At 60.6% G+C, this 14,612-nt stretch carries 10 protein-coding genes, 1 tRNA gene and 1 pseudogene; 3 read left to right on the top strand and 9 right to left on the bottom strand.

What is annotated here, in order from left to right; translation table 11 throughout:
• Positions 1–120 precede the first annotated feature (120 nt).
• Entirely contained in the window at positions 121–822 is a 702-nt protein-coding gene (locus JLK41_RS03830) for a BrnT family toxin (protein ID WP_210390405.1), read from the top strand.
• Between the two features lie 481 nt (positions 823–1,303).
• On the opposite strand, the gene JLK41_RS03825 is transcribed toward JLK41_RS03830, so the two are convergent.
• The gene (locus JLK41_RS03825) at positions 1,304–1,450 is read right to left on the bottom strand and encodes a hypothetical protein (RefSeq protein WP_210390404.1); all 147 of its coding nucleotides are present in this window, start codon (positions 1,448–1,450) and stop codon (positions 1,304–1,306) included.
• 26 nt (positions 1,451–1,476) lie between these two features.
• Between JLK41_RS03825 and JLK41_RS03820 the strand changes: the two are divergent.
• Positions 1,477–1,737, top strand: a pseudogene (locus tag JLK41_RS03820) (tyrosine-type recombinase/integrase); the annotation flags it as partial.
• Positions 1,738–1,773: 36 nt separating this feature from the next.
• Positions 1,774–1,869: transfer RNA gene (locus JLK41_RS03815), tRNA-Sec, on the top strand.
• A 290-nt stretch (positions 1,870–2,159) separates the two neighbouring features.
• Here JLK41_RS03815 and JLK41_RS03810 read toward each other — a convergent pair.
• The 8 genes from JLK41_RS03810 to fdnG all read right to left on the bottom strand — a co-directional run bounded on the left by JLK41_RS03810 (position 2,160) and on the right by fdnG (position 14,490).
• Positions 2,160–3,854 carry an ATP-dependent nuclease gene (locus JLK41_RS03810; protein ID WP_210390403.1) on the bottom strand — a complete coding sequence of 565 codons (1,695 nt, stop codon included), beginning with the start codon at positions 3,852–3,854 and terminating at the stop codon, positions 2,160–2,162.
• 110 nt (positions 3,855–3,964) lie between these two features.
• On the bottom strand, positions 3,965–4,411 hold the full coding sequence (locus JLK41_RS03805) for a hypothetical protein (RefSeq protein ID WP_210390402.1): 447 nt from the start codon (positions 4,409–4,411) through the stop codon (positions 3,965–3,967).
• Between the two features lie 289 nt (positions 4,412–4,700).
• Positions 4,701–6,653 carry a selenocysteine-specific translation elongation factor gene (gene selB / locus JLK41_RS03800; protein ID WP_210390401.1) on the bottom strand — a complete coding sequence of 651 codons (1,953 nt, stop codon included), beginning with the start codon at positions 6,651–6,653 and terminating at the stop codon, positions 4,701–4,703.
• Entirely contained in the window at positions 6,650–8,056 is a 1,407-nt protein-coding gene (selA, locus tag JLK41_RS03795) for an L-seryl-tRNA(Sec) selenium transferase (RefSeq protein WP_210390400.1), read from the bottom strand. Before selA ends, selB begins: the two co-directional genes overlap by 4 nt.
• A 12-nt stretch (positions 8,057–8,068) precedes the next feature.
• Positions 8,069–9,001, bottom strand: a complete 933-nt coding sequence (gene fdhE / locus JLK41_RS03790) for a formate dehydrogenase accessory protein FdhE (RefSeq protein WP_210390399.1) — start codon at positions 8,999–9,001, stop codon at positions 8,069–8,071.
• 838 nt (positions 9,002–9,839) lie between these two features.
• Positions 9,840–10,472 carry a formate dehydrogenase subunit gamma gene (locus JLK41_RS03785; protein WP_150607986.1) on the bottom strand — a complete coding sequence of 211 codons (633 nt, stop codon included), beginning with the start codon at positions 10,470–10,472 and terminating at the stop codon, positions 9,840–9,842.
• A gap of 9 nt (positions 10,473–10,481) precedes the next feature.
• Positions 10,482–11,408: a formate dehydrogenase subunit beta gene (gene fdxH / locus JLK41_RS03780; protein ID WP_210390398.1), complete on the bottom strand. Its 927-nt coding sequence runs from the start codon at positions 11,406–11,408 to the stop codon at positions 10,482–10,484.
• Between the two features lie 10 nt (positions 11,409–11,418).
• On the bottom strand, positions 11,419–14,490 hold the full coding sequence (fdnG, locus tag JLK41_RS03775; RefSeq protein ID WP_210390397.1) for a formate dehydrogenase-N subunit alpha: 3,072 nt from the start codon (positions 14,488–14,490) through the stop codon (positions 11,419–11,421).
• Between the last annotated feature and the right edge of the window lie 122 nt (positions 14,491–14,612).

The raw sequence follows: 14,612 nt of genomic DNA, 5'->3' as shown, positions 1-14,612 counted from the left end.
GGGAGACAAGGAAGAAGCGCGCCTAACAACTCATTCAAGCCGACGCCGCTTCGCGGGGCGGCTTAATTCAGACGTTAGGCAAAGCGCGTAGCACACGAAAATCGCAAGGAGAGCACTGATTTGATCGAATACAGAATCTCGTCAGAAATAGAGCATATTTTTAAAAGCATGCCCGAAACCGAGCTAAGCCTGAAGCTGAAAATTCTAAATCTACCCCAAGATCGGGAAGGAATTCTTAGGGAAATATTAACTGGGAAGAAAGGGCTAGATATAGCCGACGAGCTTGACATAAAGATCTATGCTTTAAAGGCGTTATTTCCCGACTCCCAAGACTCACTTAAGCTCAAGGAGACAGTCTTTTCAAATTCCGAGCCTTGCCAATATGACCCCGCAAAGAATGGCCAAAACATAATAAAGCATGGAGTTTCCTTTCGGGAAATCGTGAGCTATTCAACCCAGTTCGGAACGCTAATGGTTCCGTGTCCAGAAACAAATAACGAGCGAAGAATCATAATATTTTCTGACCTTTCTATAGACAACAGAAAATATCACTTAAGCCTTCCTCTGGAGGCATCAGAAACACGATCTAAATTTTACACATTAACAGTCGCCCAACAAATTCCTGCCGGCTTCAGATTTATCTCATCAAGAATTATTAGCAGGAAAAGATTTGCGAAAACCATGAAAAATGCTTTTAAAAATATATACAATGACAACCCTGAGCAAAGACAAGATTTTATTAATCATTGCATTGAAATATTAAGGCACCATTTGTTCGAAAAAACCACAACCGGAAATAAGAGTGACTTTCAAAAATCCTAACAATTGGTTCAAATCACTCGCTGTGCTCGCTAGGACGGGCTAAAGCCCGCCCCTTAACCAAACGTCAGAAAGGAAAGGGGACTAATTTACTTCTGACTGGCGAGCACAATAAATCCGCTCGATATTTGATGACTCTTTCCCTAGCTCCGCGTCAGTTCCTATTATTCAACTGATACCGCGATTTACAGTCACGCCGCCTTAGGCTTCCATCCTTCCCGACGTATGAGCAGATCCAATCCTCTGGCCTGTTCTGCTCTCCGATCACCATGATCGTCTGTTCTTCCTGGCGCTTTCGGGTTTGCTCGTATGGCTCGGCGGTGCCCCACTCTCTCGCGTCGACAAGGTTTATCGCGCCCTTCGGGGTGTAGTTCTGATCGTTGAATACGGTTTGTTTGGTGGCTGGGCTGTCTGAGCTGGTGGGTTGCTCAGCTCGCTGTCGAGACATTGCGTCTCGCCTTGCCTGCTCTTACACGATCTTGTCTCAGTCGTTCCTGGGCGTTGGCTCTGATCGGGTGATCTTGGCAACCGGCTTGGGCTTCGGTTGCCGATTGTTCGTGGCCAGGGTCGTGACTGTGTTCTGCATGAAGGCCTGGCCGCCCAGTGTGAGCGCACCAAGGGTGACGACCATGCCTATCACTCCAGCCAGCACCACTCACCAACTGCCGCAACGCCTTCGATGAAGCGGTCGACAAGGCTGGGCTACGACTACCGGCCGGACAGAAAGCCCACGTACTGCTACACACCTTCGCCTCTCACTTCATGGCCAACGGTGGCAGCATCCTTTCTCTTCAGAAGATTCTTGGGCACTCTTCGTTGAGCATGACGATGCGCTACGCTCACTTGGCACCCGGACACATGCAGGATGTGTTGTCGTTCGGGCCCAGTCGGGACTTTCGACACTTCCGCGAACGCTGATCCAGCAGGGCAAGAAAAAGCCTTGTGAATCAATAAGGAAGGCAATCACGCCCGGTGGCGTGGCCGGGCTTCAAACCCGGTGGGGGACGGCATCCGTTCCTGGGTGAGTTCGACTCTCACTGCCTTCCGCCATTTTCCCCGCTGGAAGCCCCGAACGACGCGGGTTCTAGCGTTCTTCTTTTTCGCTTTCGGCGTCAGTGTCGAATAAGTGTCGAATAAGTGTCGAAAACCCCTGGTCGGTCCGAGCACCATGGCTTCCTTGGGAAAAAAGGGGACAGATTTATTTTTAGATCAGTGGAGCTGCACCATAAATAAATCTGTCCCTTTTCCTCTGTCCCCTTTTCCTCGTTTATCGTTCTCGGCAGAACGAAAAATAAATATGCCCCCTTTTTCTTTATAATCCTTTATAAAGAAAAAGAATTCTAACTGGAAAGCATCGACTCTAGGCTGACCACTAAAGCATCAATGGAATTACGCTTATGCGGATTCAACGCGATTTCAGGCTTATTCTTCACGCAATTAGCAACCGTAAACTTAACTCTCGACTCAACTTTATCATCCCACGGCTTGCCTTGTGAAAGAAATGCCGCACGAGCCCTATCGCTCCACTTGCCATTACCTCTAAATTGAGCACACCCCAAATCAACCCTGTACTCATCCATAATTTTTTGCTTATAAGAAGACAAATCCAAACAATCTTCAAATTCCGAATTAGGAGAACCATTACAATTAACGAAAGTATTAGACCTTAAATCAATAAGACCATCAGATTCGGAGTCACCATAAGCCTTCCTACCTGCCTCATCATTATCTAAAAACGTCTGGTAAACACAGAGCGAGTTCTTTAGAAGACTCAGCTTATATGAGAGATTACCAGCTCCTCCTATAGATTCAACAATGAGCATATGATCTTCGATCATGTGCTTCAGCTTCGGACTTAAAAATTTAAGCAACGCTTTGAGAGAAATCACATCATCCTCCCCCTCAACAACAAGGACGTAGCTAGCATTAGTAAGATTGTCAGAAGCTTTTATACCAAGAAGGTCGCGAATTTGCTTAATACTCTTAGCAGGCGTCGCCAAACCCTTATCGATAATAATATTAGTTTTGACATCATGCCTATCAACAAACAATGGATTATGCGTTGAAAGGATGACCTGATTCTCCTCACCCAAGGCTTTAATAACGCCGTACAATTGATGAATTGCTGCAGGATGCAAGTGTGACTCTGGCTCCTCAATAGCAATAATCGAGGCACCCCCAGATTTCGCTCGATCTTTAAGCAGACCAAGAGCCGCTAGGCTTTTCACTCCATCACCTTTAAATGCAAGACTTGTTGGAGTTCCGTCATCAACGACAATATCGAAGTCCCGACGAAGAGAACTGCGCCTAGTATCCTCGGGTATGTCTATGCTAACCGACCTTATTCCGGGCAAAAATTGCTCCAACGGCTCCTTAATCCGTGCACATAGGGAATTTAATATCGGCTGCTGCAACTCCCTAATTGTTTGAAGAGCCTTCAAATACTCTTCATCCTCTTCAAGCACCCTGAGTCTCTGAGAGAGCATTCTGGCCACGACATCAATAGCTTCCTGATCAGTGCGAACAGCCGGAATATAATTAAATACTATCTTATTGGCGATAAAGCTAGCTATCTGCCCAGACTTTAAGTTCAGCGATTTAGAGCCCTTGCCACTTTTTGAAACCACAATAATCGGAGCGCTATCCTTACCAATCTTAACAAGAATTGGAAGCGTACCATTTAAGCTCGAATTAATACTTTCCTTAAACTCAACAACCTCATCAGCATCCAACAAAAACTCAAGCCTTATAATTGTCTGTGTTCCGGACTTCCGTCCCTGAAGGCTAATAGGGAAATCGCGCAGCCAATAAAATATCTTCTCATCCCGCCGTGAAAAGCTTCTAGCAGCTCTCCCCCCCATCCTATGGGATATAGCATGTTGCTGAAGAGAAGTCATCGCGACATCAAGCGCTCGCAATAAATTTGACTTACCTTCATTATTACGACCAATTAAAACAGTAGTATCAGAAACAGGAACCTTGTGAGCCTTTGTAATACTTCGATAATTCGTTACTGAGAAATTCACCAATTCCATAGCAATTATTCCCACTCAAATCAAAATAAAATCACAAAGCCAAGAGCCAGCCCAAAATACAGCGCTCACATAATCAACAGAGAGCAATCAAAACAAACACTCAGAAATACCTAAAACCTTGGCTCTCGGCGGGCGACAGTATTTCTCCGCCGAGCAAGCCCCTTCGGGGCAAGTAAATTCCTGTATGCGCTACGAACAGACTCCAACTCAATACCCAATTCAATTACTTCATCTGATTCATACCGTTTTGGATTAAGCCAGTACTCTGCTTTTTGATCACACCGACGCGCTAAACCAGGGTCGACACGACTCATTGGAATTGCTGCTGCAGACCAGTATCGGACAAGCAATGCTTCTCTATCTAAGTCTCTCTGACTACCTCGCTCAATATCTCGGTAATACAGAAATGTCTCATCCAGGGCCACAAGAATGCCGCGTAAAGCATTATCTCTAAGCTCTCGCCTTTCCTTGGGAAGGGCTAAAAGATTTGGAACCACCCCAAAACATCCACTGATTATTGCGCTCAGATCCATAATGCCTTCCTGACGTAAATCCAACTGCCACCATCCTGCATAATGGCCAAACGCTACTGCGTTCAGATAAAGGCTGTCTAGCCTAGCTGTCGAAAAAGTGTCGAAAACACTGCAAGGGATAGAGGGACAATGTGCCCATGGATAGAAGCCGAGACTAGAAAAGCCGGGCTTTGCAGAGCAATGCGAGAGCGAACCAGAGGGTTGAAGCCCGACCACACCACCTGGCGTGATTGCCTTCCTCGTTCGTTGGCTGCGTGGTGCATGGCAGCCGTCCTTGTTCTTGCGCAGGGTAGCCGATGGCTACCGTCTTGCGTCAATGGATGTCACTGGGTAAGCAGCCCTCCTCTTCCTTGACTCCCATCAGTTGAACAGCCAATGCCGAGTCGCCGCGAATGCGGCGCTCGGTGGCCAGGCGGCGGGTGAAGCCGATGCGGTCGAAGTACTCCAGCAGCTGGATGCTGCGCTTCCGGCCAACGGCTATGCGGTCGCGCCAGTCGATCACGCGCAGGCCGCCATGCTGCTGCTCCAGCGTCAGGGCATGAAGTGCCAGGCTGTGCAGCGTTGGCTCGGGGTAGAACAGATCCTTGACCACCTGATGCAGCAGGCCCAGGCGCGCCAGTTTGCGCAGCAGCAGGCGTACGCTGGCTTCATCCTGCTGCACCGCGCCAGCCAGGTCGCGGACCCAGGGCGGGTCGAAGCCGCCGGCGAGCAGCAGCGGCCAGAGTCGTTCGCGCAGCGCTTCGTCCTCCGCAGCCAGTTGCACGCGGTGATCCGGCAGGTGCAGCCATGGCCCGCTGCTGCTTATACGCCCCTCGGCCAACGCCTCGTCCAGCAGGGCGATGAATACCGGGCGCTCCAGTTCGCTCAGGGCATAACGGCGCAAGCGGTCGCGGTCCGGGCCGAGCTCGTCCGGCGACTCAGCATGAAAGCGTCGCAGGCCTTCGACCAGTGCCTCGCGCAACGCCTGCAGCTGAGTCGCATCGAACAGTCGCGTGCCCTGGCGAGTAACCAGCTCGCAGAGACCAGAGGGCAACGTCCAGCTGTCACGCTGGCGGTTGAACTGGCGCTCCAGCAGCGCGGGATCAAGGCCATTGCCGGCAGACTGCAGCAATGCCGGTAGTGCTTCCTCCAGAGAAGCGCTGCGCAGCGCCTGCAGCTGTACAAGCCTCGGCGATGAGCGACGCCCACGGGCCGGAGCGAAAGGGTCGAGGACCTGCCCCCCGCCCAGGGTGCGCTGCGCGGACTGGTCACGCAGCACCACGCGATCGCCGTGTACGGCATGCGCCGGGGCATTGAGCACCAGTTGGGCCAGGCAGGACTGGCCGGGCGCGAGGCTGTCCGTATCGAGCAGGGCGACACGCCCGCTGACGTCCTGCGCTGCCAGGTGCACATGCACCGGCGTCCAGTGCGCCAGCGCACGTGTTTCCGAGGCGAGCAGCCGCAGCTCGATGTCCAGGCGGGTGCTCGGCGCCAGCAGCTCCGGTGCCAGCAACCAGTCACCCCGGTGCAGTTGCTCAACCGTCAGGCGCTCACCGGCCAGGTTCAGCGCTACCCGCTGGCCGGCGACGGCACGTTCGGCCTGGCGGTTCTGTGCATGCAGGCCGCGTACACGCACGCGACGCCCGGAGGGGCTGAGCAGCAACTCGTCGGCCAGCGCCACCTGCCCAGCGAAGGCCGTGCCGGTGACCACCACACCGGCACCGTCGACACTGAAAGCGCGGTCGATGGGCAGACGGAAATAGCCCTGCGCGCTGCGCGCCGCCTGCGCGGCCGCGAATGCCAGCAGGTGCTGGCGCAGGGTGTCGATGCCTTGCCCACTGAGGCTGTCCACCGCCAGCAGCTCGGCGCCAGCCAGCGGGCCGGGGGCGAGCAAGTCGCGCACCTGCTCGCTCACCTGTTGCACGCGTGCGGCATCCACCCGGTCGACCTTGCTCAGCACCACCAGCGCCTGGCGAATGCCCAGCAGCTCGGCGATGGCCAGGTGCTCGCGGGTCTGCGGCATCACGCCGTCGTCAGCGGCCACCACCAGCAACAGCAGGTCGATGCCACAGGCGCCGGCGAGCATGTTGTGGACGAAGCGTTCATGCCCGGGCACGTCGATGAAACCGGTGAGCTGGCCGTCGCCCAGGTCGGCATAGAGGTAGCCCAGGTCGATGGTGATACCACGGGCGCGCTCCGCCGGACGGCGGTCGCCCCGCTGGCCGGTGAGCGCCTGCAGCAACGCGGTCTTGCCGTGGTCGATGTGGCCGGCGGTGCCGACGATCACGGCAGTGCCTCGCGCAACCTGGAAAGTTGCGCGACGAAGGCGGCCTCATCGTCGAGCTGGCGCAGGTCGAGCCACAGAGCGTCGTCGTCGACCCGGCCGATCACCGGGATCGGTAACTCGCGCAGCAGCCCTTCCAGTTCGCGCAGCGCACGACCGCGCAGGCGCTTGGAGGTCTGCGGACGAATGCACAGGGCCGCGCTGGGCAGACGCGCCACGGGCTGGGCGCCGCTACCGATCATGCCCAGGGCGTCGACCACGGTAACCTGCCAGGGCCCGCCGAGACTGCCAGCCAGTGCCGGGGCGACGCGCTCGGCCTGGGCGCGAATGTCCACCTGCGCCCGGCTGAGCAGGCGCAGGCTGGTCAGGCGCTCACCCAGGCGGTCCGGATCACGGTACAGGCCGAGCACCGCCTCCAGCGCAGCCAGGGTCAGCTTGTCCACGCGCAGGGCGCGCTTGAGCGGGTTTTTCTTGATCCGCCCGATCAGCTCCCGGCTGCCGAGGATGATCCCGGCCTGCGGGCCGCCGAGCAGCTTGTCGCCGCTGAAGGTGACGATATCGGCGCCATCGCGCAGTGCTTCCTGCACGGTCGGTTCCTTGGGCAGGCCCCAGCGAGTGAGGTCGATCAGGCTGCCGCTACCGAGGTCTTCCAGCAGCGGCAAGCCGTGGGCATGGGCGATGGCGGCCAGGTCACGGGTGGCGACGCTGGCGGTGAAGCCCTGCACGCTGTAGTTGCTGGTGTGCACGCGCATGAGCAGGCCCGAGCGCAGGCCGATGGCGGCCTCGTAGTCCTTGGCGTGGGTGCGGTTGGTGGTGCCGACTTCGACCAGCTTGACCCCGGCGCGCGCCATGATGTCGGGGATGCGGAAAGCACCGCCGATCTCGATCAGCTCGCCACGGGAAATGATGCCTTCCTTGCGCGCCCCCAGGCTGTTCAGTGCCAGCAGCACGGCGGCGGCATTGTTGTTGACCACAGTGACGGCCTCGGCGCCCGTCAGCTCGCGAATCAGGCCAATGATCAGGTCGTCGCGGTCACCGCGCTTGCCGCTGGCCAAATCGAACTCGAGGTTGAGCGGATAGCGCGCGGCCTGGGTGATGGCGTCGATGGCTTCCTCGGGCAACAGCGCCCGGCCGAGGTTGGTGTGCAGCACGGTGCCGGTGAGGTTGAATACGCGGCGCACGCGGCTGGCATGGCGCGCCGCCAGCCGCTCACCGGCGCGGCCGGCGAGCACGGCCTCGCTCAGTTCGACGGCTGCGAGCTGGCCACTGCGCGCGGGTTCGCGCAGCTCGTCGAGCAGGTCACGCAGGGTGGCCAGCAGGGCATCGCGGCCATAGCGTCGTTGCAGCGGCGCCACGCTGTCGCAGCGCAACAGGCGGTCGATGGAAGGCAGGCGGGCAGCGTTCATCGTCACGCTCCGTCAATCGGTATTGCCGGGGGCCAGCAGCAGATTCGGCGCGCGGCGCAGATGCCCGTCGTCGCTCAGGCGCATGTCCAGATCGAGGCTGGCCAGGTCATCGGCGACGGCATCGGCCTGATCGTCGAACTCCAGGTAGCACTGCTTGAGATAGCCCTGGCACGCCGGGCAGACCTCGGCGCGAATCGCCGCCCGCTCGGCAGTCACGCCTTCGCGCTGCAAGGACAGGTAGCCAAGGTGTTTGGACGACTCGCAATGGCTGCACTTGACCCGCACGTAGTGCCATTCGCAGGCGCACAGCGAACAGCTCAGGTAGCGCAGGCCGGCATACTTGCCGCGATGGCGCAGCATGCCGGCCACCGGCGGCGCGCCGCAGGCCGGGCACTGCGTCTGGCTGCCGGACTCGATCAGACGTTCGCTCGGCAGCGCCAGCAGCCAGTGACTGAACGCGACCTGCAACGCGGCACCGAGAAAGGGCGCCAGGGCGGCAGGCAGCAGGTCGAACTGGCCGCCTAGCAAAGCGATGGCCCAGACCTTGCGCTGACCGCTGTCGGCTTCACGCAGGGCTGCCAGGGCAGCACTGACGGAAGGGTTGCCGGTGCCCTGGAAGCTGCTCAGCAGCGCATCCAGCGCCGGCAGCCAGGCATCGCCACGTACCAGCGTGTCGAAGCCCAGCGGCGGCATCTGGTGTTCCAGGCAACGACTCAGGGTGTCGGCCGAGGGGCCCGGCAATGCAGGCGGCGCGTCCAGCACGCGCTGCTGGGCCTCGCACAGCTCGGCCATCAGCAGCAGATAGGCGGCCAAGGGGTGATCCACGGCGAGGTGGCGCAGGCGTTGGGCACGGCGGCGGAACAGGTCGGGCTCGGGCAAGTGGAGAAAGGGCGGAATATTGGCCGCAGCTTCGATCTGCCCCGGCTCGAGAATCTGGCCTGACACGCAGGACTCCTTAGGGACTGCTCCCGTGGAAATGGCTGTGATCAGCCTAGACCAGGCTGATGGGGTTTGCCGGTGGGGATGGGCAGGTTGGTGGGGGGTCAGCTGTGTGGTTTCTGTTACAGGGCTGTCGCGGCTGAAGCCCCTCCCACAGAGACGTACGTTGGCGCTTGGTCGGGTGCGGCCCCGGATTGCGGGCTACGGGGTGGTGTGCGGCGATGGTGTGGGAGGCGCTTTAGCGGCGAGCTTTTATCGCGACTGAAGCCGCTCCTACGGAGGTTTACGGTGGTGCTTGGCCGGGTGCGGCCCCGGATTGCATCCGGCCAGCGGGGTGATGTGCGGCGATGGTGTGGGAGGCGCTTTAGCGGCGAGCTTTTATCGCGGCTGAAGCCGCTCCTACGGAGATGTACGGTGGTGCTTGGCCGGGTGCGGCCCCGGATTGCATCCGGGCTACGGGGTGGTGTGCGGCGATAGGCGTGGGAGGGGCTTTAGCGGCGCGCTTTTATCGCGGCTGAAGCCGCTCCTACAGAGGCTTACGGTGGTGTGTGGCCGGGTGCGGCCCCGGATTGCATCCGGGCTACGGGGTGGTGTGCGGCGATGGTGTGGGAGGCGCTTTAGCGGCGAGCTTTTGTCGCGGCTGAAGCCGCTTCTACAGAAGCGCACCGTGGTGCTTGGCCGGGGGCGGTCCCGGATTGCATCCGGGCTACGGGGTGGTGTGCGGCGATGGGTGTGGGAGGCGCTTTAGCGGTGCGCTTTTATCGCGGCTGAAGCCGCTCCTACATGAGGCCATATCCCGTAGGAGCGGCTTCAGCCGCGATGGAACGCTCATCCAGCAACGCGCTCAGTGGTTCTTGTGGCTGTCCTTGCTCACTTCCTCGTACCAGGCGGCGTGGTGCTTGCGGGCCCAGCCCTTGCTGACCCAGCCGCTGACCATCGCGCCGATGGAGCCCTTGACCCAGATGCCGGCGTAGACGTGCACGATGATGCAGATGATCAGCCCCCAGGCCGCCGCCGCATGCAGCAGCGAAGCGAGGCGGATCAGGTCGATGCCGAACAGGTGGCTGAAGTACTGGCGCCACATGACGATGCCCGTCGCCAGCAGCACCAGCATGCACAGCAGCAGCACCCAGAACAGCAGCTTCTGCCCGGCGTTGTAGCGCCCCACCGGCGGCAGGTTTTCCTCACGGTTGGCGACCACGTCGCGCCACTGTGCCAGCCATTGGCGGTCGCCGGCTTCGAGGCGGTTGTGCCCGGCGAAGCGCATCACCAGCCAGAGGAAGAACAGGAACATGCCGAGGCCGAGGAAGGGGTGCAGGATGCGCGTCCACACGCCGCCACCGAACAGGTTGCTGAGCCAGAACAGCGCCGGGTGGAACAGCGCCAGGCCGGACAGGCCGGCGAGGATGAAGAGGATCGCCACCACCCAGTGGTTGCTGCGTTCGCCGGCCGTGTAGCGTTGGATATCGTGTTTCATGCTGGTCTCCTACGGCCGCTGGTTCGGATCATAGGTATGCACGGCCGGGTCGACCTGATGCACCGCAGGATCGCCGGTCACGGGCTCGTCTTCCTCCACGCGGTTGCGTCCGACGCGGATGTAGTGGAAGAAGCCGAGCAGCGCCGTGGCGCCCATGGCCAGCAGGCCGAGCGGCTTGGCCACGCCCTTCCACAGCGCCACCGTCGGGCTGATGGCCGGGTCGTCCGGCAGCCCGGCGTACAACGACGGTTTGTCGGCGTGGTGCAGCACGTACATCACGTGGGTGCCGCCGACGCCGGCCGGGTCATAGAGACCGGCATTGTCGTAGCCGCGCGACTTGAGGTCGGCGATGCGCCCGTCGGCGTGCTCCTTCATCGCCTCCTTGCTGCCGAAGACGATGGCGCCGGTCGGACAGGTCTTCACGCAGGCCGGCTCCATGCCGACGGACACGCGATCGGAGCACAGGCTGCACTTGTAGGCCTTGTGGTCCTTCTGCGAGATGCGCGGGATGTTGAACGGGCAACCGGTGATGCAGTAGCCGCAGCCGATGCATTTGTCCTGGTTGAAGTCGACGATGCCGTTGGCGTACTGGATGATCGCCCCCGGGCTCGGGCAGGCCGCCAGGCAGCCCGGCTCGGCGCAGTGCATGCAGCCGTCCTTGCGGATCAGCCACTCCAGCTTGCCGCTTTCCTCCTCGTGTTCGGTGAAGCGCATCAGCGTCCAGGAACTGCCCGTGAGGTCGGCCGGGTTGTCGTAGGTGCCGTGGTTGTGACCGACCTCGTCACGCAGGTCGTTCCACTCCGAGCACGCCACCTGGCAGGCCTTGCAGCCGATGCACTTGGAGACGTCGATGAGCTTGGCCACCTCGCCGAGCTCGCGCACGGAGGGCATCGGCGTGGTGGTGGCGGAGCGGGCAATGATGTCTTGTGAGGCCATGGCGCTGCTCCTATGCCTTTTCCACGTTGACCAGGAACGACTTGAATTCCGGGGTCTGCGTGTTGCCGTCGCCGACGAAAGGCGTGAGGGTGTTGGTCAGGTAGCCGTTGCGCGCCACGCCGGCGAAGCCCCAGTGCAGGGGAATGCCGACCTGGTGCACGGTCTTGCCATCCACGGTGAGCGGTTTGATGCGCTTGGTCACCACCGCCACCGCCTTGATGTAGCCACGGTTGGACGACACCTTGACCCGCTCGCCGGCGACGATGCCCAGTTCCCTGGCCAGCGCCTCGCCGATCTCGACGAACTGCTCGGGCTGGACGATGGCATTGAGGCGGCAGTGCTTGGTCCAGAAGTGGAAGTGCTCGGTGAGGCGGTAGGTGGTCGCCGCATAGGGGAACTCGTCCGCCTTGCCGAACAGCTCCATGTCGTTCTGGAACACCCGGGCCGCCGGATTGCTGATGGCCCCCGGGTTGTCCGGGTGCATCGGGTTGCGCCCGATGGGCGTCTCGAACGGCTCGTAGTGCTCGGGGAACGGCCCTTCGGCCATCTTGTCCACGGCGAACAGGCGCGCCACCCCCTCGGGGTTCATGATGAAGGGGTTCATGCCGGCATCCGGCGGCGAGTCGACCTTGAAGTCGGGCACATCGGTGCCGCCCCAGGCCTTGCCGTTCCACCACACCAGGCGCTTCTTCTCGACATCCCAGGGCTGGCCGCTGACATCGGCCGAGGCACGGTTGTAGAGAATCCGCCGGTTGGCCGGCCACGACCAGGCCCAGCCGAGGGTCTGGCCCATGCCATAGGGGTCGGCGTTGTCGCGCCGCGCCATCTGGTTGCCCTGCGCGGTCCACGAACCGCAGAACAGCCAGCAGCCACTGGCGGTGCTGCCGTCAGCGCGCAACTGGGCGAAGCCGGACAGCTGCTCACCGCCCTTGACCAGCAGCGCGCCGCTGGCCGGGTCGGTCAGGTCGCTCAGGGCCTTGCCGTTGAACTCGCGGGCCAGCTCGTCCGGGCCGGGTTCGTCGGGTTTCAGGTACGACCAGTCGAGGTTGAGGATGGGCGCGGGGAAGGCCCCGCCTTCCTTCGCGTACAACCCGCGCAGGCGATGGTAGAGCCCGGCCATGATGGCGATGTCGGTGCGGGCCTGGCCGGGCGGCTCGGCGCCCTTCCAGTGCCACTGCAGCCAGCGCCCGCTGTTGACCAGCGAACCGTCCTCTTCGGCGAAGCAGGTGGTGGGCAGGCGGAACACCTCAGTCTGGATGCTGGCGCTGTCGACATCGTTGAACTCGTCGACGTGCTTCCAGAACTCCGAGGTCTCGGTGGCCAGGGGGTCCATGACCACCAGGTACTTAAGCTTGCCCAGCGCCGCGCCGACCTTGGCCTTGTTGGGGAACGAGGCGATCGGGTTGAAGCCCTGGCAGAAGTAACCGTTGACCTTGCCCTGGTACATCATGTCGAAGACCTTGAGCACGTCGTAGCCGGGAATATCCAGCTTCGGCAGCCAGTCGTAGCCCCAGTTGTTCTCGGCCGTGGCGTTCTTGCCGTACCAGGCCTTCATCAGGCTGACGTGGAACTTCTCGTAGTTCTGCCAGTAGGACAGCTGCCCCGGCCGCAGTGGCTTCGGCGCGCGCTTGGCGATGTAGGCGGCATAGTCCTGTTCGGCATCGCCAGGCAGGTTGAGGTAGCCCGGCAGCAGGTTGGAGAGCAGGCCCAGGTCGGTCAGCCCCTGGATGTTGGAGTGGCCGCGCAGGGCGTTCATGCCGCCGCCGGGCATGCCGATGTTGCCCAGCAGCAACTGCAGCATGGCGCCGGTGCGGATCATCTGCGAGCCCACCGAGTGCTGCGTCCAGCCCAGGGCGTACATGATGGTCATGACCTTGCCCGGCGCCGAGCACTCGGCGATGGTCTCCCACACCTGCAGCATCTGCGCCTTGGGTGTGCCACAGATGCTGCTGACCAGGTCCTGGGTGTAGCGGCTGTAGTGCTTCTTCAGCAGGTTGAACACGCAGCGCGGGTGGCTCAGGGTCGGGTCGACCACGGCATAGCCGTCCTCACCGATCTCGTAGCCCCAGCTGGCCTTGTCGTAGCGCCGCTTCTCGGCGTCGTAGCCACTGAACATGCCATCTTCGAAGGCGAACTCCTCGCGCACCACAAAGCTGACGTCGGTGTAGTTGCGCACGTACTCGTGCTGGATCTTGTCGTTCTCCAGCAGGTAGTTGATCAACCCGCCGAGGAAGGCGATATCGGTACCGGTGCGGATGGGCGCGTACAGGTCGGCCACCGAGGCCGAACGGGTGAAGCGCGGATCGACCACCACCAGCTTGGCCTGGTTGTGCGCCTTGGCTTCGGTCACCCACTTGAATCCGCAGGGGTGAGCCTCGGCGGCATTGCCGCCCATGATCAGGACCAGATCGGCATTCTTGATGTCGACCCAGTGGTTGGTCATGGCGCCGCGGCCAAACGTCGGGGCAAGACTTGCCACCGTCGGGCCGTGTCAGACACGTGCCTGGTTATCGAACCCCAGTATGCCGAGTGAACGCACCACCTTGTGGGTGATGTAGCCGGCCTCGTTGCTCGACGCAGAGGCGGCCAGGAAGCCCGTGCTGAGCCAGCGGTTGACCGTCTGCCCCTGCTCGTTCTTCTCGATGAAATTGGCGTCGCGGTCGGCCTTCATGTGCCGGGCGATGCGGTCCAGCGCCTGGTCCCAGTCGATGCGCTTCCACTCGCTGGAGCCGGCTTCGCGCACTTGCGGGTACTTGAGGCGATTGGGGCTGTGGACGAAGTCCAGCAGGCCTGCGCCTTTCGGGCAGAGGGTGCCGCGGTTGACCGGATGGTCGGCGTCCCCTTCGATATGGATGATGTTCTGCGCCACGTTCTTCGCCGCATCGCCCTGGCTGTACATGATCAGGCCGCAGCCGACCGAGCAGTAAGGGCAGGTGTTGCGCGTTTCGGTGGTACTGGTCAGTTTGAAATGTCGCACCTGGTCGGCGAAGGCATCCGGGGGCGCGACCCCCAGAGCCGCCAGGCTCGATGCTCCAAGGCCTACGCCGCAGACCTTGAAGAACTGTCGACGGTTCATGTCCATCGTGGGTTCTCCGAATCAGGCTGACGCCCGGTGCGTTGCCGGGCGCATCGCATTCAAGCCTAGCCGAAGCCTCCGGCTTCGCCAGGCGCCTCGTCGGATAGCGGCGCGGGTGCGCCGGCGCG

This window comes from Ectopseudomonas khazarica, from assembly GCF_017915135.1.
Taxonomy (GTDB): Bacteria; Pseudomonadota; Gammaproteobacteria; order Pseudomonadales; family Pseudomonadaceae; genus Aquipseudomonas; species Aquipseudomonas khazarica.
This window is presented reverse-complemented; position numbering and strand designations above follow the sequence as displayed.

Coding starts and splice junctions, on each gene's coding strand:
- JLK41_RS03825 (WP_210390404.1), bottom strand. CDS start 1,450: ATGGTCGTCACCCTTGGTGCGCTCACACTGGGCGGCCAGGCCTTCATG.
- JLK41_RS03810 (WP_210390403.1), bottom strand. CDS start 3,854: ATGGAATTGGTGAATTTCTCAGTAACGAATTATCGAAGTATTACAAAG.
- selA (WP_210390400.1), bottom strand. CDS start 8,056: ATGAACGCTGCCCGCCTGCCTTCCATCGACCGCCTGTTGCGCTGCGAC.
- JLK41_RS03785 (WP_150607986.1), bottom strand. CDS start 10,472: ATGAAACACGATATCCAACGCTACACGGCCGGCGAACGCAGCAACCAC.
- fdxH (WP_210390398.1), bottom strand. CDS start 11,408: ATGGCCTCACAAGACATCATTGCCCGCTCCGCCACCACCACGCCGATG.